This window comes from Pedobacter ginsengiterrae, assembly GCF_039537385.1.
Lineage (GTDB): Bacteria > Bacteroidota > Bacteroidia > Sphingobacteriales > Sphingobacteriaceae > Pedobacter > Pedobacter ginsengiterrae.
Genome location: NZ_BAABAK010000004.1, coordinates 177,275 through 195,535, shown reverse-complemented (window position 1 = coordinate 195,535; position 18,261 = coordinate 177,275). Strand labels below are relative to the sequence as shown.

14 protein-coding genes are annotated in these 18,261 nt (G+C 34.8%); 8 read left to right on the top strand and 6 right to left on the bottom strand.

Annotated features, from left to right (window positions below; translation table 11 throughout):
* Positions 1-4 precede the first annotated feature (4 nt).
* Both ggt and ABD692_RS05565 read right to left on the bottom strand, forming a co-directional pair.
* Entirely contained in the window at positions 5-1,723 is a 1,719-nt protein-coding gene (ggt, locus tag ABD692_RS05570) for a gamma-glutamyltransferase (RefSeq protein ID WP_344765690.1), read from the bottom strand.
* The gene (locus tag ABD692_RS05565; RefSeq protein WP_344765688.1) at positions 1,695-3,470 is read right to left on the bottom strand and encodes an AMP-dependent synthetase/ligase; all 1,776 of its coding nucleotides are present in this window, start codon (positions 3,468-3,470) and stop codon (positions 1,695-1,697) included. The genes ggt and ABD692_RS05565 overlap by 29 nt, the downstream gene beginning before the upstream one ends.
* 264 nt (positions 3,471-3,734) lie before the next feature.
* Here ABD692_RS05565 and ABD692_RS05560 point away from each other — a divergent pair, with 264 nt between their 5' ends.
* The gene (locus ABD692_RS05560; RefSeq protein ID WP_344765686.1) at positions 3,735-4,202 is read left to right on the top strand and encodes a hypothetical protein; all 468 of its coding nucleotides are present in this window, start codon (positions 3,735-3,737) and stop codon (positions 4,200-4,202) included.
* 82 nt (positions 4,203-4,284) lie between these two features.
* Here the strand turns inward: ABD692_RS05560 and ABD692_RS05555 are convergent, their stop codons facing one another.
* Complete coding sequence (locus tag ABD692_RS05555) at positions 4,285-6,114, bottom strand: M61 family metallopeptidase (protein ID WP_344765684.1); 1,830 nt, start codon at positions 6,112-6,114, stop codon at positions 4,285-4,287.
* A gap of 352 nt (positions 6,115-6,466) precedes the next feature.
* Here ABD692_RS05555 and ABD692_RS05550 point away from each other — a divergent pair, with 352 nt between their 5' ends.
* The 6 genes from ABD692_RS05550 (at position 6,467) to htpG (ending at position 15,742) form a co-directional block, all read left to right on the top strand.
* The gene (locus tag ABD692_RS05550; protein WP_316764803.1) at positions 6,467-7,570 is read left to right on the top strand and encodes an efflux RND transporter periplasmic adaptor subunit; all 1,104 of its coding nucleotides are present in this window, start codon (positions 6,467-6,469) and stop codon (positions 7,568-7,570) included.
* Between the two features lie 2 nt (positions 7,571-7,572).
* Positions 7,573-10,680, top strand: coding sequence for an efflux RND transporter permease subunit (locus ABD692_RS05545; RefSeq protein ID WP_344765681.1), 3,108 nt, complete (start codon positions 7,573-7,575; stop codon positions 10,678-10,680).
* A 7-nt stretch (positions 10,681-10,687) separates the two neighbouring features.
* A complete protein-coding gene (locus tag ABD692_RS05540) occupies positions 10,688-12,001 on the top strand; it encodes a TolC family protein (protein ID WP_316764808.1) in 1,314 nt (437 codons plus the stop codon).
* Positions 12,002-12,017: 16 nt separating this feature from the next.
* A complete protein-coding gene (locus tag ABD692_RS05535; RefSeq protein WP_344765678.1) occupies positions 12,018-12,881 on the top strand; it encodes an N-acetylglucosamine kinase in 864 nt (287 codons plus the stop codon).
* 103 nt (positions 12,882-12,984) lie between these two features.
* Positions 12,985-13,374, top strand: coding sequence for a response regulator (locus ABD692_RS05530; protein ID WP_316764812.1), 390 nt, complete (start codon positions 12,985-12,987; stop codon positions 13,372-13,374).
* 481 nt (positions 13,375-13,855) lie between these two features.
* Positions 13,856-15,742: a molecular chaperone HtpG gene (htpG, locus tag ABD692_RS05525; protein ID WP_344765676.1), complete on the top strand. Its 1,887-nt coding sequence runs from the start codon at positions 13,856-13,858 to the stop codon at positions 15,740-15,742.
* A gap of 123 nt (positions 15,743-15,865) precedes the next feature.
* Here the strand turns inward: htpG and ABD692_RS05520 are convergent, their stop codons facing one another.
* Positions 15,866-16,360 carry a type I restriction endonuclease gene (locus ABD692_RS05520; protein WP_316764814.1) on the bottom strand — a complete coding sequence of 165 codons (495 nt, stop codon included), beginning with the start codon at positions 16,358-16,360 and terminating at the stop codon, positions 15,866-15,868.
* 399 nt (positions 16,361-16,759) lie between these two features.
* Between ABD692_RS05520 and ABD692_RS05515 the strand changes: the two genes are divergently transcribed.
* On the top strand, positions 16,760-17,500 hold the full coding sequence (locus ABD692_RS05515; RefSeq protein WP_269417051.1) for a LytR/AlgR family response regulator transcription factor: 741 nt from the start codon (positions 16,760-16,762) through the stop codon (positions 17,498-17,500).
* A 198-nt stretch (positions 17,501-17,698) separates the two neighbouring features.
* On the opposite strand, the gene ABD692_RS05510 is transcribed toward ABD692_RS05515, so the two are convergent.
* Both ABD692_RS05510 and ABD692_RS05505 read right to left on the bottom strand, forming a co-directional pair.
* Entirely contained in the window at positions 17,699-17,845 is a 147-nt protein-coding gene (locus ABD692_RS05510) for a hypothetical protein (protein ID WP_344765673.1), read from the bottom strand.
* Between the two features lie 11 nt (positions 17,846-17,856).
* Positions 17,857-18,003, bottom strand: a complete 147-nt coding sequence (locus ABD692_RS05505) for a hypothetical protein (RefSeq protein WP_344765673.1) — start codon at positions 18,001-18,003, stop codon at positions 17,857-17,859.
* Between the last annotated feature and the right edge of the window lie 258 nt (positions 18,004-18,261).

Here is an 18,261-nt window from a genome sequence, read left to right as displayed (position 1 = left end):
ACAATTAGTAACCAATTGCTTTATCATCGCCTCGTGGATCTGCACCTCCCTGATAAGACCCCCACTTTGTTTTCAAAATCGCATCTACCCTTCCAATGGCACCACGGGGAACAATTTTATAACCTTTAGCTTTTAGTTTTTCAGTAGTTAAACTATCCAGAGCGTCTTTTTCTGCATACACTTCGTCTGGCAACCATTGGTGATGGAATTTTTTAGCCGCAACAGCTGATTGCATAGGCATTTCAAAATCTATAACATTTATAATTGTTTGAAACACAGAAGTTATTATCGTCGAGCCACCTGGCGTACCAACCACCATAAATAATTTATTATCTTTTTCTACTATACTTGGCGTCATCGAACTCAGCATCCTTTTATTTGGCGCAATAGCATTAGCCTCACCGCCGACTAAACCATACATATTTGGCGCTCCAGGTTTAACAGAAAAATCGTCCATTTCGTTATTCATCAGAAAACCAGCACCTTTAACAGCTACAAAAGAACCATAAGAGCCATTTAAAGTTGTAGTAATTGAAACGGCATTTCCATCTTTATCTACAATTGAGAAATGCGTTGTTTCTTCGTGTTCCTTACCCTTAACAACGCCAGCTAAAACAGAACTACTTGGAGTTGCTGTTGTCCAGTTGAAAGTAGACATTCTATTTTTATTGTAATCTGCACTTAGCAATTCGTTGTGAGGAACGGCATAAAAATCAGGATCTCCTAAATGCGTTGCTCTGTCTGCATAAACCCGTCTTTCTGCCTCTACAATTACCTGAACTGTGGAATCTGAGTTATGACCCCATTTTTTTAGGGGATAAGGTTCTACAGATTGCAACAGTTGTACCAATGCAATTCCCCCACTTGAAGTTGGAGGCATGGTAATAATTTTATATCCTCTATAGGTTCCTGTAACTGGTTTACGCCAAACAGAGTGATAATTTTTTAAATCTTCTTTTGTAATTAAGCCTTTACCTTTTTGCATTTCGACTACTATAGAATCGGCTACGTTGCCTTCATAAAAACCAGCTCTCCCCTTTTCCTGAATTAATTTTAAGGTATTGGCTAACTCGTTTTGAACCAACAAATCATTTTCCTTCCAAGTTGATTCAAGATTAACAAACGCAGTACCCTGTGGGTTAAATTTCATAAAATTTCTATGCATATTATTTAACTCACTAGCTTGGAGTTTTGTAATAGGAAAGCCGCTTTGAGCTAAATCAATAGCTGGTTGGATAACTGCTGCCCAACTTAATTTACCATATTTTTTATGCGCTTCAACCATTCCATCAACTGATCCGGGAACACCAGAAGCAAGTTGACCATACAAACTCTTAGGCACTATAGGATTTCCAACAGAATCAAGATACATATCTCTGCTTGCATTTGCTGGAGCCTTTTCTCTAAAATCGAGTGCACTGATTTCGCCCTTTGATGAGCGGTAAACCATAAAACCACCACCACCTATATTACCAGCATTTGGATAAACTACGGCCAAAGCAAACTGAACTGCAACCGCAGCATCAACGGCATTACCACCTTTTTTTAGAATTTCTATACCAACTTCTGAAGCTTTGGGATGGGCAGAAACAACCATGCCGTTTTTGTATTCGCCACTATTATTTTTACCTAGCTGACCGCTAACGCAGCCAGATATTAAACAGACAACTAAAAAATAGCTTAAAAAAGAAATACTAATTTGGCGCTTTGTAATCTTCTGCATCTTTATAAATTTTTTCAATTATACTGTTATTTTTTTCAGTAATTACTTTTCGTTTTAAACTTAACTTTGGCGTTAATTCGCCACCATCAATACTCCATTCTTTCGGCAAAAGCACAAAGCGTTTAACTTGCTCCCATTTACCAAAATCAACTCCTGCCACATCTATTACCTCTTTGTACTTAGCTAAAACTTGTTCGTTTTTAATAATTTCTTCGTTTGATGTAAAGGTTATTCCTTTTCTTCCAGCCCAGGTTTTCAACGTTTCAAAATTAGGCACAATTAAAGCTGATGGAAATTTTCTGTTTTCGCCTAAAACCATTATTTGTTCAATAAAAATAGACTCTTTGTATTTATTTTCGAGCATTTGAGGAGCAACATATTTACCTCCCGCAGTTTTAAACATTTCCTTTTTGCGATCTGTAATTCTCAAAAAACGGCCATCAACCAATTCACCAATATCGCCAGTATGGAACCATCCGTCGCTATCGATAGCTTCTGCAGTTAAATCAGGTCGGTTGTAATAACCTTTCATTACTTGATGTCCTCGGGTTAAAACTTCTCCATCCTGTGCAATTTTAACTTCAACCCCTTTAATTACTTCACCAACCGAACCGAACATTGTTCCTCCGAAATGATTAACCGTAATGACTGGAGAGGTTTCTGTTAAACCATATCCTTCAAAAACAGGCATACCTGCTGCCCAAAAAATCCTTGCCAACCGCGGATTTAAAGCAGCACCGCCCGAAACAATTACCACGATTTCTCCGCCCAATGCTTCCTGCCATTTTTTAAATACAAGCTTACGGGCAATTCCCAATTTAAAATTATACCAGGCGCTTGCATCCGTTGTGTATTTCTCTGCCAAAGCAACCGACCAAAAGAAAATTCCTTTCTTAATTCCAGAAAGCGCCTTGCCTTTCTCCATAATTTTATCGTAAACCTTTTCCAATAACCGCGGAACCGTTGAGAAGGAATTAGGTTTAACATGTTGAATATCGGCTACAATTGTATCCATACTTTCTGCATAATAAACAGAAGTACGATTAAATAGATACAGATAGATAATCATGCGTTCAAATATATGAGACAACGGAAGAAAGCTCAATCCCTTGTGTACCCCTTCTGGCATTACAACCGAAGAGTTTACAAAATTTGCGACAAGATTATCGTGTGTTAACATTACGCCTTTAGGTGTTCCTGTTGTACCAGAAGTGTAAATTAAGGTAAGAATATCTTCAGGCTGAATTTTATCACGGTATTCATCGAGGTTAATTTCGGAGCTACTTTTCCCTTCCTCGGTAAGCTTTACCCAGTTATCAGCTCCATTAACTTCATTGAATGTGTATATCTTTACATTCGGGTTAACCGCTTCGACATTTGGTTTAACTTTTTTATACAAATCTTCATCTGCAACAAATATGATTGATATTTCTGCATCTTTTAATATAAATTGGATATCATGATCGGCCAGCGTTGGATAAAGTGGAATTTGATACGCTCCAATTTGATTTGCGGCAAAATCGGCAATATTCCATTCGGGCCTGTTATGAGACATTACTGCAACACGCCCTCCTTTTCCAATTCCCTGCCTTATTAAACCACGACTTAAATTATCAGTTACTTCGCAAAACTCTGCTGTACTATAATTTATCCATTTGCCGTTTATTTTTCCGTTTATGAATTCTTGCTGAGGTTGCTCAAGGCTATATTTTAAGAGATCGAAAACTCGTTTAATTGCTGCAGCCATATGATTTGTAATATTTGGTTAAGTTAAAAAAATCAAACAATAAAAGATATAAATCTTTAATGCCTATTCATCAAAAAAAGTTTTTATCCAGCATAAAAAAGCCTTTACAATTTCGATAAAAAATATTTTAATAAACTTAGCAATAACAAAATTACTATGCAAGCATTGTTTTTATCTAATAAGATTTTTACCTAAAAAAACAGAAACGGCACTAAAGTTGTTAAGGCTGTAATACTTTAAAAAAACATTATAAATCTTTAGATTATGAAAAAATTAATTTTTACTATTTTCGGATGCGCAGCTCTATTTGCTTTGACTACAACAGATGTTAAAGCTCAAAACTATAAAACAGGCGTAGGTTTAGGTATCGATTTTGGTGATGGCGCAACCTTAGTTGGCCCATCGTTAAGACACCATTTCAGCAGACATGCTGCATTACAAGGAGAAGTTTTGTTTGGCGGTAACTCAACGTTCATTCAAGCATTTTTACAATACAATACACCGATTAAAGGAGCAGAAGGCCTAGATTTTTATGCAGGTGGTGGTCCATCTTTACAACTTTATGACGGTGGTTCTAGCTTCTACTTAGTTCCAATGGCTGGGCTTGATTACAAAATTAAAGGTGCACCATTAGCTATTGCATTAGACTGGAGACCGCGTATATATCTTGGCGATAATGGAAGCGATTTTAGTGCTGGCAGATTTGGTTTAGGCTTCAGATATACTTTCTAGGCTTTGAAAGCAACACATTAAAATAAAAAATCCCGTTAGCAAACCTAACGGGATTTTTTGTATTATATAATTAACGAATTGGTTAAATACCCATCCATTTTTTAAGTACAGCCTTTTGTGCTGCTGAAGCATTCTCATCAATAGTAGCTTTTAAGCGCACACTTGGATTTGCTTTCAATGTTAAAGAAATCTCTCTTTCAATTCCATCACGCTTTACCTTAAGCTTTAAAACATCACCAATATTCTTTTTCGAAACAACTGGTAACGATTCTAATGAAACAGCTGGTGTGCGTAATTTAATTGTAGATAATGCATCGCCAACTGAAACATCATCAAGCGAAATAATTACATCGTTTACATTAAGTCCAGCATCCCAAGCTGCAGAGCCTCTTGTGGTAGAGCTAACAGATAAACCATCATTTACCAATTGTGCTGCTGCGCCTGTAACAGGCTTATCTGGTGTTGCATTTTCTGTAGAAACATTAACACCTGCATATCCGAAATATTTAACATATTCTGCATCAACAACGCCATTTACATACTTTGCCCAAAAATCGGTAAAACTAATCCCCGATATTTTTTCAACCATTGCTTTAAATTCGGCATCTGTATAACCGCGTTTTAAAGTTTTGCATTGCAAATACATCGCTTTCATTACGTCATCTAAACTTTTTACTCCTTTTGTTGCATTGATAATTTCTAAATCCATCAAAATGCCAATTACTTCGCCTTTGCTGTAGTAAGAAATTGAGTTGTTTTTTGAGTTTTCATTCGGACGGTAACCTATAATCCATGCATCGTAGCTAGATGAAGCTGCTGATTGAACCTTTGCGCCTGGAGTATTTAATACTGTTGCAGTTGCAGCAGCTAAACCATTTACAAATCCATTAGGATCTTCAAAACCTGCTCTTAAAATATATTTATTTTCGAAGTATGATGTAAAACCCTCTGCCACCCAAAGATTTGTAGTGTAGTTTTCATTATCGTAATCAAATGGACCTAAAGCTACAGGACGTAAGCGTTTAACATTCCACAAGTGATGATACTCATGCGCTACCAAACTTAAAAAGCCTTTATAACCTGCCGCTGTATTATATGCATTTCTTGTTGCACCTAACGTAGTTGAATTTAAATGTTCTAAACCACCGCCACCACGGTTAAAGTTGTGCACGATGAATAAGTAATATTTATTAGGGTTTTCGCCATAAACTGCGGTAGCTTGCTCTACAATTTTGGCCATATCAACCTTCAATTTTTCTTTATCATAATTACCACCACCATACATTGCAACCTCATGGCGAACACCAGATGCCATAAACTCAAATGTATCTTGATTACCAACTTCAATCGGACTATCGTATAACCAATCAAAATCTGGTGCTGAATAAGTAAATTGTTTCCCAGCAACAGGTGTTAAACCTGTAGATACCTTACTCCATGTTTTAAAAGGAATGATTTTTACCGTACTAGGTGATTTAATCATCCCGTCTGGATGCATAAAGATTCCTGTAGGAGACAAAAATGCATGTGATTCATCAATAAATGGTGTGCGAACAGAAATTTCAAAAGCATAAATACTATAATTTATCTTAACATTATTTGCTTTTGCTGAGAAAACTCTCCAGGTGTTTTTCCTAACTTTTTCTACTCTTAAAGCTTTCCCAGACGCTGAAGCGGTAAAGCCCTCAACACTTTTTTCAAACTCGCGTACTAAATAAGAGCCTGGCGTCCATACGGGCATTTTCACATCAATATAATCTTTCGCCAATCCCGAAATGTTCATTTGAACATCAGCATAATGTGCCTGAGGTTCTTTAAAGGAAACCTCGAAACCTATCTTAACTTGCGCCTTCGCTGCCATAATAGATATTAGTAATACTACTAAACTTAAAATCGATTTTTTAATAAACATATTTAGTTTGTTTTGCCACAAATTTATATTTTATGGTCATTGATTAAAATTAAATTATAAAATGTGCTGTAAAATAGTTGTGAAGTTTTAAACTTAAGCATCAAATTGCTGTCGATACTTTATAAGTAACTCTTTCCTCCTTAAATAATTGTTTTATAAGCTGCAATTAAATAAAATTATAAATAATGGATAGGACAATACTACTTAACTAATGGCCAATAACCTATTAACTGATAAACGAATGAGTAACATCCTTAATACAACAATTTTATGCATGAACTTTTGAATATTTTTACAAGCCCTTTTGGAATTTTCATCTATTAACACGCTCAACAGGGGAATATAAACACAAATGAAAAAAAGATACATTATTTACATTGTTTTAGCTTTAGGGCTTGCCTATTTGGTTTACTACCGAATTAATGCAAACAAAAAATTAGAAGGTAAAGGCGCAGGCGCATCGGCTGGGCAAGGAAAAGGCAACAAAGGTGGGAAAGACGGAAAATCTGCTCCAGCTACCACAGTTGATGGTATAATTGTTAAATTATCGAAATTTGATACAGATTTAGAAGTTACTGGAGCTGTAGAAGCAAACGAATCGGTGGTACTTAAAAGTGAAGTTTCTGGTTTAGTAACTGGAATCTACTTTAAAGAAGGAACAACGGTTTCTAAGGGCAGCGTTTTAGTAAAGGTTAACGACAGAGACATTCAGGCACAATTGCAAGATGCTTTAACGAAGCAAAAACTTTCGGCTACAAACGAAAACAGAGCTAAGCAGCTTTTAGAAAAAGGCGCTATCAGTCAGGAAGAATATGATACTTCTTTAGCAGATTTAAGGTCGTTCCAATCTCAGGCTAATTTAGTTAGAGCACAATTAGCAAAAACAACAATTCGTGCGCCGTTTAGTGGCCGTATTGGTTTACGAAGCATATCAGCAGGAACATATTTAACACCAGCTACGGTAATTGCAAATCTGATAAGCACAAATCCTGTTAAGATTACATTCTCTGTACCAGAAAAATATGCGGCACAAATAAAAATAGGTTCCGAAATCACATTTGCTACTGAAGGTTCAGCAAAACAAAATACAGGTAAAATTTACGCCATAGAACCAGGTATAAATGCAGCGACACGTACCTTGCAAATTAGGGCTTTAGCTAAAAACGAGGATAATGCTTTACTTCCAGGCTCATTTGCTAAAATAAAGCTTGCATTAACTACAATGGAAAATGCTATTCTTATCCCCAATCAAGCAGTAATCCCTGTGTTGAAAGGTAAAATTGTTTATGTCCAAAAAGATGGTAAAGCACAAGAAGTACAGGTTCAGGCGGGCACCAGAACTGATGAGAATATTGTAATTACATCAGGCTTAAAAGCTGGTGATACTGTTTTAACAACTGGCTCTATGTCGTTAAAGAAAGATGCACCTGTTAAAGTTCATTTGGTTAAAGAATAATTATGAGCATTTCGACCACGAGTATAAAAAGGCCTGTTCTTGCCATAGTTATGAACCTCTTGATTGTCCTTTTTGGGATAATCGGGTATAACTTTTTGGGGGTTCGCGAGTATCCATCTATTGATCCAACTGTTGTTTCTGTGAGAACATCTTATCCAGGTGCAAACTCAGATATTATCGAATCGCAGATTACCGAACCATTAGAAAAATCTATTAACTCAATTGATGGTATTCGTAATATATCATCATCAAGTAATCAGGGAACAAGTAATATTACAGTAGAATTTAACCTCGATAAGAATATTGAAGAGGCTACAAATGATGTTCGCGATAAGGTTTCGCAAGCAGCAAGAACACTTCCAAAGGATATTGATGGTTTACCAACAGTGAGCAAGGCTGATGCAAACTCTGATGCGATTCTTTCTATGACCATTCAGAGTGATAAAAGAAACACCCTTGAATTGAGTGATTTTGCAGAAAATGTAATTGCAGATCGTATTCAAACCATTCCTGGTGTAAGTAGTGTTCAAATTCAAGGCCAGCGAAAATATTCTATGCGTATTTGGATGGACCCCAATAAGCTGAGTGCTTATGGTTTAACATCACAAGATATTGTTACCGCACTGGATAATGAAAATGTAGAACTTCCATCGGGTAAAATTACTGGCGCAACAACAGAATTAACAGTTAAAACGCTCGGAAAACTAACCAATGAAGAGCAGTTTAATAATCTAATTTTAAAAGCCGACAGCAACCAGGTTATTAAGCTAAAGGATGTTGCCAATGTTGTACTTGGCTCGGAGAATGAAGAAACCATTTTAAGAGAATCGGGTAAACCGATGGTGGCAGTGGCAATTGTACCGCAGCCAGGTGCAAATTATCTGGATATTACCAAAGAATTTTATAAGCGTTTTGATAAGCTCAAAGCAGATATACCTAAGGATATTAAGTTAAATGTTTCTTTGGATAATACACTTTTCATTAAGCGGTCGGTTACCGAAGTTGCAGAAACTATTGGTTTATCGCTGGTTTTGGTAATCTTAATTATCTATCTTTTCTTTAGAGATTGGGGAATTGCTTTCCGACCGTTAATCGATATTCCAGTTTCATTAATCTTCACCTTTTTTGTGATGTACATTTTCGGTTTCTCGATTAATGTATTGAGTTTACTTGCAATTGTTTTAGCAACAGGTTTGGTAGTTGATGATGGTATTGTGGTAACCGAAAATATTTTCAAGAAAGTTGAAGAAGGCATGTCGCCCTTTGAAGCTGCGATTAAAGGCTCCAACGAAATTTTCTTTGCGGTTATTTCAATTTCGATTACCCTTGCTGCAGTATTTTTACCAGTAATATTTTTACAAGGCTTTGTTGGACGCTTATTTAGGGAATTTGGTGTTGTAATTGGAGCAGCAGTATTAATTTCGGCATTTGTATCCTTAACTTTAACACCAATGCTTAATGCCTATTTAATGAAAAAAGGCGGGCATAAACCATCAAAATTCTACAATTGGACTGAACCATATTTTGTTAAATTAAATGATGCTTACCAAGCAAACCTTAATAAGTTTTTAGATAAAAGATGGTTATCGATACCAATTATTATTGTTTGCATGGGCATGATTTTCTTATTCTGGAAGGTTTTACCAAAAGAAACAGCGCCATACGATGATCGAAGTGCAATTAATATGAATGTAACTTTACCAGAAGGTGCATCTTTTACTTCCACCGATAATTTCATCATGAAGATTAACCAAATGGTTATCGATTCGGTTCCTGAAAAAAATGTTAACATTACAATTACATCTCCAGGATTTGGTGGAGCTGGATCAACAAACTCTGGTTTCGTGAGAATGGGCTTGGTTAATACCGAGGATCGAGAACGTTCGCAAAAGGAAATTGCAGATATGCTTACCCGAATTACGAAAAAATATAGTGAGGGTAAAGTTATCGTTAACCAGCAACCTACAATTTCTGTTGGTCGCCGTGGCGGATTACCCATCAGTTATATTATACAGGCTCAAAATTTCGAGAAACTTCGTGAAAAGGTGCCTTTATTTATGGATGAAGTTGCCAAAGATCCAACCTTTACTGTTTCTGATGTAAACTTAAAATTTAACAAACCCGAAATTAATTTAACAATAGATCGGGATAAGGCAAAAAACCTTGGTGTTTCAATTGCTACAATTGCACAAACTCTAAACCTGGGCTTAAGCGGGCAACGTTTTTCTTATTTCTTTATGAATGGAAAACAATATCAGGTTATTGGCCAGTTTGATAGAACGAATAGAAAAGATCCATTGGATTTGAGCTCGGTTTATGTTAGAAATGATAAAGGAGCATTGGTTCAGTTAGATAATGTAGTTACCGCAAAAGAAGAAAGTAGCCCGCCGCAATTATATAGAAACAATCGTTTTATTTCGGCAACGGTTTCAGCTGGTTTAGCCCCAGGAAAAAGCATTGGCGAAGGTATAGATGCTATGGATGCTATTGCTAAGAAAGTTTTAGATGAAAGTTTTTCTACAGATTTAAGTGGCGAATCACGTGATTTTAAAGAAAGTTCTTCTAATACCTTCTTCGCCTTTGGCTTGGCTTTATTATTAGTTTATTTAATCCTTTCGGCACAATTCGAAAGCTTTAAAGATCCTGTTATAATTATTTTAACTGTGCCAATGGCTGTGGCTGGTGCGTTTTTATCTTTATGGCTATGTGGTCAAAGCTGGAACATTTTTAGCCAGATTGGTACAATTATGTTAATCGGTTTAGTAACCAAAAACGGTATTTTAATAGTAGAGTTTGCCAATCAGCTTAAAGAAAAAGGAGTGCCAATTCCTGAAGCTATTCGCGAAGCTTCAGTTTCTCGTTTAAGGCCAATTTTAATGACCAGCTTGGCTATTGCCATTGGAGCTTTACCTATTGCACTTGCTTTAGGTGCAGCAGCAAAAAGTAGAATGAGTATGGGAACAGTTATCGTTGGCGGAACCATGTTTTCACTAATTTTAACCTTATTTGTTATCCCTGCAATTTACTCTTACTGGGCAAAACCACATAAACCTAACAAAGATTTAAAAGAAGCCGAACGCTTCGAAAAAGAAGCCCTGGAGCATCAATAAAACTGAAATGATTAAAAAAATAAATCTGTTTATATTGTTATTGAGTATTTTTTCTTTTGCATTAAAAGCACAAGAAAAGTTGACTTTGCAAGATGCAATTACTATTGCTATGCAGAATAACTACGATATTAAAATAAGCCAAAACGAAGTAAAAATTGCCAAAAACAATGCTAACATTGGGAATGCTGGTATGCTACCTAATTTAACGGCTACATATTCAAATGGTGGAAGTGTTCAAAATACCCGTCAAACACCTGCAACTGGACCAGATAGAGTGATAACTGGAGCAAAAAGCACAAACAATGATTTAGGTGCCGATTTAAATTGGACTGTTTTTGATGGCTTTAGCATGTTTGCCAATTATGATCGCTTAAAAGAATTACAGAAACAGGGAGAACTAAATGCCCGCCTGGCTATACTTACCACTATTGCTGATGTAATTTCTGCTTATTATGATGTTGTTAGACAACAAAAATTAGTTGTCGCGGCCGACAGCGCTATTGATATTTCTGTTTTCAGAGAAAAAATTGCCAAAACAAAATTGCAGTTAGGCCGTGGTTCTAAACTCGATGTATTAACTGCTCAAGTCGATTATAATACGGATACATCAAGTTATCTTCAACAAAAAAACAATTTACAAGTAGCTAAAGTTCGCTTAAACCAATTATTGGTTAGAAATGTAAATCTCACATTTTCGGTAGATAATGATATTAATATAGATCAAGCTCTAGTTTATAGCCAGCTGGCTGAATTGGCTGAAAAGCAAAATCCGAATGTGCAAAATGCCTTTATCAACCAAAGAGTTGCATCTTTAAACTTAAAATCGATTAAAGGAGCAAGATACCCTGCTGTGAGTTTAAACTCAGGTTATAGCCGTACGAACAGCACAAGTCCAACGGGTTTTAATCAAAAGTTTGCAGCTAATGGTTTTACCTATGGCTTAACAGCTAGCCTAAATATTTTTAATGGCTTTTTGCAAAGGCAACAAGAACGAAATGCCAAAATCGATATCGAAAATTCTTCATTAAACTTAGAGAAAACAAAGCTCGATGTTAGCTCACAATTACTTACCGCATTCCAAAATTACAGTACCTTTTTGGATTTAGTTAAACTCGAACAAAGAAATGTAGATATTGCAAAAGAGAATCTTGATATAACTTTAGCAAAGTATCGTTTGGGAAGCATCGCTCCTATTGAATTGAGAGAAGCACAAAGAAACTCTATTAATGCTCAAAACCGTTTTATAGAGATGCAGTTTCAAGCAAAATTAGCAGAAATCACTTTAAAAGAAATAAGCGGAAATATAAATTTATCTAATTAATTTTTATATTTATTCCATGATACTCGTAGCAGATAGTGGCTCGTCTAAAACTGATTGGATGGGTTATTTTAATGGTGAAACTATTAAGTTTAACACTCAAGGCATAAACCCCTACTTTTTAAATGAACAAGAGATTAGTCGAATAATTTCTAAAAATGAAGTTATAGCACCACTTGCTAAAGAAGTTAAAGAAATCTATTTTTTTGGTGCGGGCTGTTCTTCTCCAGATAAACATGAAGTTGTTTCAAACGGTTTATCGGCTGTTTTTACAAATGCTTTTATTTCTGTAGAACACGATCTGCTAGGTTCTGTTTATGCTACCTGTGGCGATTCTGAAGGACTTAATTGCATTTTAGGTACAGGCTCTAACATTTGCTACTTTGATGGAAAAAAAATTCAAGACGGCCACCATGGCTTAGGCTACGTTTTGGGCGATGAAGGATCAGGTACGTTCTTCGGTAAGAAGGTTTTGCTAAGTTATTTGTATAAAAAAATGCCAGCAGAACTAGAATCAGAATTTAAAAAAACCTTTCCTGCAGAAAAAGAACAAATCATTACAAACGTTTACCAGAAACCATTCCCAAATATTTACCTTGCTAGCTTTAGCAGATTTTTAGCCAATAATTACGAACATCCTTTCATTCATGATATTCTAAAAAAGGGCTTCCAGGAATTTGTCGATACCAATATAAAAGACTATCCAAATCACAAAGCCGTTCCTTGCCATTTTGTAGGTTCAATAGCTTACTATTACCAGGATGTATTAAAAAGCGTGCTGGAAGAAAATGGAATTACCACTGGAAAAATTCTGCAAAAACCAATTGAAGATCTTTTCAATTTTATTTTACAAAAGGAAGGCGTTGTAAAACAAGCTATTTAAGCTAAAGTGGATTATTTTTTATATTAATAAAATCTTAAAAGAATATAAACATAACATCAATCATTTTGTTATTATTACAAAAGCATTTAAATGCTACAAGAATATGAAGAGAATACTGGTCGTAGACGATGATATTGAGGTTTTAGAAACCATACAATTAATACTTGAAATAGGCGGTTTTAAAGTTTCGGCACTTAATAACGGTGAAGAAGTTTTTGATAGAATTGAAAGTTTTAAACCAGATTTAATTCTGCTTGATATTTCGCTTGGGCATATTGATGGTCGTGTGCTGTGCGAGCAGTTAAAATCAATCGATGCTACTTCTAAGATTCCAATTTTATTAATTTCGGGCTTGTATGATCCTAAAGATTTTACAACACTTAATTACGGACAGGATGATTTTTTATCTAAACCATTCCAAATGGATGTATTGTTAAAGAAAATCAGTAAAATTCTTTCATTAGAAGAAGATACCTCTTTCCATTTAAATTAATCAGATACAGATTTCAAAATAATTCAATAAGGCAGATTGTTAAAGCAATGTGCCTTTTTTATTTTTGATCAATTAAAACTAACATCAATAAATTGAAAACATTGATGTTAATATATAAGTTGCTTCCCGATTCATTATAAATACAGATTCCTTGAGATGTTTATTTAAGGAAATTGCTTCTCAATTTAACGCGATGGCTTAAGTTTATAAACCCGATAAAATGGAAAACACGGATTGCATTTTTTCAATGCAAACGGCTTTGGAATGATAGCGGGACTAACGTAAATAGAAATATAGGCCTTGCTTTCCAAAATCAATTTGTGAGAAACAATAAATTAGAAAACTACATCGATTAAGTGAGATTGCCGTAGGTATGAAAGTTGGCCTTGCAACGATGAAAGTTAATCTGTCATTTTGGCAAATAAATCGCTTTGGAACAAGCCTTGTTAGGCTAAATGTAGATTAAACAATTTATTTACATATGAGCATACAGGAAAAAGGAAATATATCGATACATACCGAAAATATTTTCCCGATAATTAAAAAGTTTTTATACTCTGATAACGAGATTTTTCTTCGTGAGTTGGTTTCTAACGCGGTAGATGCGGTTCAGAAAATTAAAAGACTAGGTTCATTAGGTCAATTTAATGGCGAAGTAGGCCAACCTTTGGTACAAGTTGCCGTTGATAAAGAAGCAAAAACCATTACCATTAGCGATAATGGCTTGGGTATGACTGCCGAAGAAATTAAAAAATACATCAATCAGGTTGCATTTTCTGGCGCAAGTGAGTTTGTAGAAAAATTTAAAGATGCAAAAGATGCCAACGAAATCATTGGTAAGTTTGGTTTAGGTTTTTACTCGGCCTTTATGGTTGCAGATTTAGTTGAAATTAATACCCTATCTTACCAGGATGGCGCAGAACCTGCTCGTTGGGTTTGCGACGGAAGTACTGAATTCGAAATTACTGAAAGCACCAAAACTACTCGTGGTACCGATATCATTCTTCATGTAAACAAAGATTCGGAAGAGTTTTTAGAAGAATCGAAATTACAGGAGATTCTGGATAAATATGCTAAATTTTTACCTGTTCCAATTAAATTTGGCACTAAAACCGAATCTGTTGAAGACGGTGTTGATGAAGAAGGTAAAGCAAAATATAATGATGTAGAAGTTGATAACATTATCAACACAACTAATCCAATCTGGACGAAAGCTCCTGCTGATTTGTCAGATGAAGATTATTTAAACTTTTACCGCGAATTATATCCATTTAGCGAAGAACCATTATTCTGGATTCACTTAAATGTTGATTATCCATTCAATTTAACAGGTGTATTGTATTTCCCTAAGTTGAAAAACGACTTCGAAATGCAACGCAACAAAATCAAATTATATTCTCGCCAGGTATTTATTACTGATGAGGTTAAAGATATTGTTCCAGAGTTTTTAATGTTGTTACATGGCGTAATCGATTCTCCAGATATTCCGTTAAACGTATCGCGTAGTTTCTTACAGGCTGATAGCAACGTTAAAAAAATCAACAACTACATTACTAAAAAGGTTGCCGATAAATTAGCAGAGTTATTTGCTAAAGACCGTAAAGCTTACGAAGATAAATGGAAAGACATTGGTATTTTTGTAAAATACGGAATGATTAGCGAAGAGAAATTTTACGATAAAGCTAAAGATTTTGCATTACTTGGAAACACAAAAAACGAGCTTTTCACTTTGCCAGAATACAAAGAAAAAGTTGCACCATTACAAACCGACAAAAACGGAAGTGTAGTTTATTTATACACTAATGATGCTTCTAAACAAGATGCTTTTATTCAATCGGCTAATAAAAAAGATTATGATGTTTTAGTTCTAGATTCGCCAATTGACAACCATTTTATCCAGCAATTGGAACAAAAACTTGAAAAAACATCAATCAAACGTGTTGATTCTAGTGTAGCTGATAAACTGATTGAAAAAGATGAGGTTAATGAGCACGTTTTAAGCGAAGAACAGGTAAAAGAAGTAACTACAATTTTCGAAAAGGCGATCACTAAACCAGGTATGCAGGTAGAAATTGTGGCTTTAAACCCAGATGAATTACCAGTAACGATTACGATGGATGAATTTATGCGTCGTATGAAAGACATGGCTGCGATGGGTGGTGGAATGGGCTTCTATGGCCAAATGCCAGATAGTTATAAAGTTGCTATTAATGGCAACCATAAGTTGGTAAGCAAAATTTTAAAAGCAGAAGGCGAAGAGCAAAGTAACCTAGCTAAACAAGCTATCGATTTAGCCCTATTAGCACAGGGCATGCTAACTGGAGCAGAATTAACTGCTTTTGTAAGTAGAAGTGTTGAGTTAATTTAATTAACAGCAATTTTTATATTAAAAAAGGAGAAACTCATAAGGTTTCTCCTTTTTTTTGCCTGTTAAGCAAAAAAAGGTTCTAATGTAAATTAGAACCTTTTTTATATCTCTATTATAAAAAACTTAACTTGCTACATTTTGCTTAACATTAAAGTAATCTTTATGCTCTTCCAACAATTTCGCAATTGTAGCCGCTTTTGTATCTTTAATATTAAATTCGAATAAGGGCTCTTGATTTTTTTTACTTCTAACCATTTTTTCAGTGTAGAATCGGTAAACTAAACCATTTGTTAGTAAGCCATATTTAGCTTTAGTTTTACGGAAATATTTTGATAAACGAGAATCATGAATATCAAGGCTATCTTCGTGATGCTTACACTCTACCAAAATGGCTGGTTCGCCATCTTTCATAATTGTGTAATCAACTTTTTTACTTTTTTTAACACCGAAATCTAAAACAGCCTCTGATTGTACTTCAGATGGATTGAAAACATCGTAGCCCAATATCTGGATAAAAGGCATAACCAATGCATTTCTAGTTAAATCTTCTGATTGAACTTGAGGAAGCATTTTCTTAATTCTAACGGCAAACTGCCCGATTTCGTCTTTAAGTTCCATGTTAATTATGTTTTTTTTAGGTGTTTGTAGCTTGGTAATCTTATTGTTTAAACATAAAAACATCAGCTAGTTTTTAAAATCCCGATGTGTGTATGACCTGCAAATTTGTTTTTACAGGCTACACAAACATTGGGCAGGCAGATGTTTTTTAACTAAAAATCGGATACAATATATATATTGCAACCTCCTTTTAATTATTCGTTTTTGGCAAACAGTAATAAAGATTAAAAAAGGATTAAAATATATGTTAGTTTTTTACACGAACCTGTTGAAATATTACACCAAACCAGAAGATTTTAGCCATAAAAGCAAAAAAAGATTTTTTATACAGATATATGAAGAAGTTCTTTTTTTAGCTAACTTGCATTCAAATCATTCCAAACACACTTAGTAAACATCATGAATTTAAAATGCGTTGTTATTGACGATGAACAACATGCTATCGAGGTATTAACTGACCACATAGCGGAAATGCCCGGTTTAACTGTGTTTAAAACTTTCACAAGTCCGGTGCAGGCACTTACTGAAATTAGCGTAGGCGATGAGATTGATTTGTTGTTTATGGATATTGATATGCCCGGAATAAATGGTTTAGAACTTGCTAAAAATATTAGAGAGAAAGCTAAATACCTTATTTTCACTACAGCGCATCCAGATTACGCATTACAGGCTTTCGATGTTCAGTCAGATCAATATCTGCTTAAACCAATTTCATTCGCCAAATTTGCATTGGGCATTGATAGAATTTTGAAGAAAGAAGCTAATAACGCCAAAAATGCGGCTAAAGAAGCGGATCAGGTTGCAGCACTTTATATCAAAGGCGACCATAAATATGCTTTCTCGAATATTTTAATTGATGATATTTTATATATCAGGGCCTTGCAGAATTATATTCAGATAATTACAAAAACCGAAACCAACACAACTTATCTTACTTTAAAGGAAATTGAAAAGGCTTTAGAGAATCACGCATTTATTCGTGTTAACAAATCAAATATCGTTGCTAAAGCAGCCATTAAAAAAGTTGACGGCAATATTATTAGATTGGTAAATAACGAAATGATTCAGATTGGGGAAGGCTATAAAGAAGCTTTTTTCGCCTATATACAAAGTAGCTTGTTAAAATCTGGTAGAAGTTAGTACTACTTGTTAAAGATGTTTGACATTGACGATTGTGTCAATAAAACAGAATTTGCAGTTGGATCCGTGCTGAAAGAATTTTGAGCTTTTACATTTTTATAAACAAATGCGATATTCTTTTTCAGTTTGCTAATGTTATTGGTTTTCATACTGCTATTTATCAAATAATTTCGACAATTACTAAATTATTTTTAATAATTATTTGTTGAAGATGTTTGACATCGAAGATTGAGTGATTAAAACAGAGTTTGCAGTCGGATCAGTACTAAAGTTATTTTGACCTTTTACATTTTTGTAAACAAATGCAGTGTTCTTTTTTAATTTGATGTTATTTTGAGTTTTCATGGTAGCAGCTATTATTTATTGAAGATGTTTGACATCGAAGATTGAGTGATTAAAACAGAGTTTGCAGTCGGATCAGTACTAAAGTTGTTTTGACCTTTTACATTTTTGTAAACAAATGCTGTGTTCTTTTTTAATTTGATGTTATTTTGAGTTTTCATGGTAGCAGTTATTATTTGTTGAAGATGTTTGACATCGAAGATTGAGTGATTAAAACAGAGTTTGCAGTCGGATCAGTACTAAAGTTGTTTTGACCTTTTACATTTTTGTAAACAAATGCAGTGCTCTTTTTTAATTTGATATTATTTTGAGTTTTCATGGTAGCAGCTATTATTTATTGAAGATGTTTGACATCGAAGATTGAGTGATTAAAACAGAGTTTGCAGTCGGATCAGTACTAAAGTTGTTTTGACCTTTTA

Bases quoted from the DNA above. Each gene is read 5' to 3' on its own strand.
- ABD692_RS05510 (WP_344765673.1), bottom strand. From the start codon at position 17,845: ATGAAAACTCAAAATAACATCAAATTAAAAAAGAACACTGCATTTGTT.
- ABD692_RS05555 (WP_344765684.1), bottom strand. From the start codon at position 6,114: ATGTTTATTAAAAAATCGATTTTAAGTTTAGTAGTATTACTAATATCT.
- ABD692_RS05520 (WP_316764814.1), bottom strand. From the start codon at position 16,360: ATGGAACTTAAAGACGAAATCGGGCAGTTTGCCGTTAGAATTAAGAAA.
- ABD692_RS05515 (WP_269417051.1), top strand. From the start codon at position 16,760: ATGAATTTAAAATGCGTTGTTATTGACGATGAACAACATGCTATCGAG.
- ABD692_RS05565 (WP_344765688.1), bottom strand. From the start codon at position 3,470: ATGGCTGCAGCAATTAAACGAGTTTTCGATCTCTTAAAATATAGCCTT.
- ABD692_RS05550 (WP_316764803.1), top strand. From the start codon at position 6,467: ATGAAAAAAAGATACATTATTTACATTGTTTTAGCTTTAGGGCTTGCC.
- ABD692_RS05545 (WP_344765681.1), top strand. From the start codon at position 7,573: ATGAGCATTTCGACCACGAGTATAAAAAGGCCTGTTCTTGCCATAGTT.
- ABD692_RS05540 (WP_316764808.1), top strand. From the start codon at position 10,688: ATGATTAAAAAAATAAATCTGTTTATATTGTTATTGAGTATTTTTTCT.
- ABD692_RS05505 (WP_344765673.1), bottom strand. From the start codon at position 18,003: ATGAAAACTCAAAATAACATCAAATTAAAAAAGAACACAGCATTTGTT.
- ABD692_RS05560 (WP_344765686.1), top strand. From the start codon at position 3,735: ATGAAAAAATTAATTTTTACTATTTTCGGATGCGCAGCTCTATTTGCT.
- ggt (WP_344765690.1), bottom strand. From the start codon at position 1,723: ATGCAGAAGATTACAAAGCGCCAAATTAGTATTTCTTTTTTAAGCTAT.
- htpG (WP_344765676.1), top strand. From the start codon at position 13,856: ATGAGCATACAGGAAAAAGGAAATATATCGATACATACCGAAAATATT.
- ABD692_RS05530 (WP_316764812.1), top strand. From the start codon at position 12,985: ATGAAGAGAATACTGGTCGTAGACGATGATATTGAGGTTTTAGAAACC.
- ABD692_RS05535 (WP_344765678.1), top strand. From the start codon at position 12,018: ATGATACTCGTAGCAGATAGTGGCTCGTCTAAAACTGATTGGATGGGT.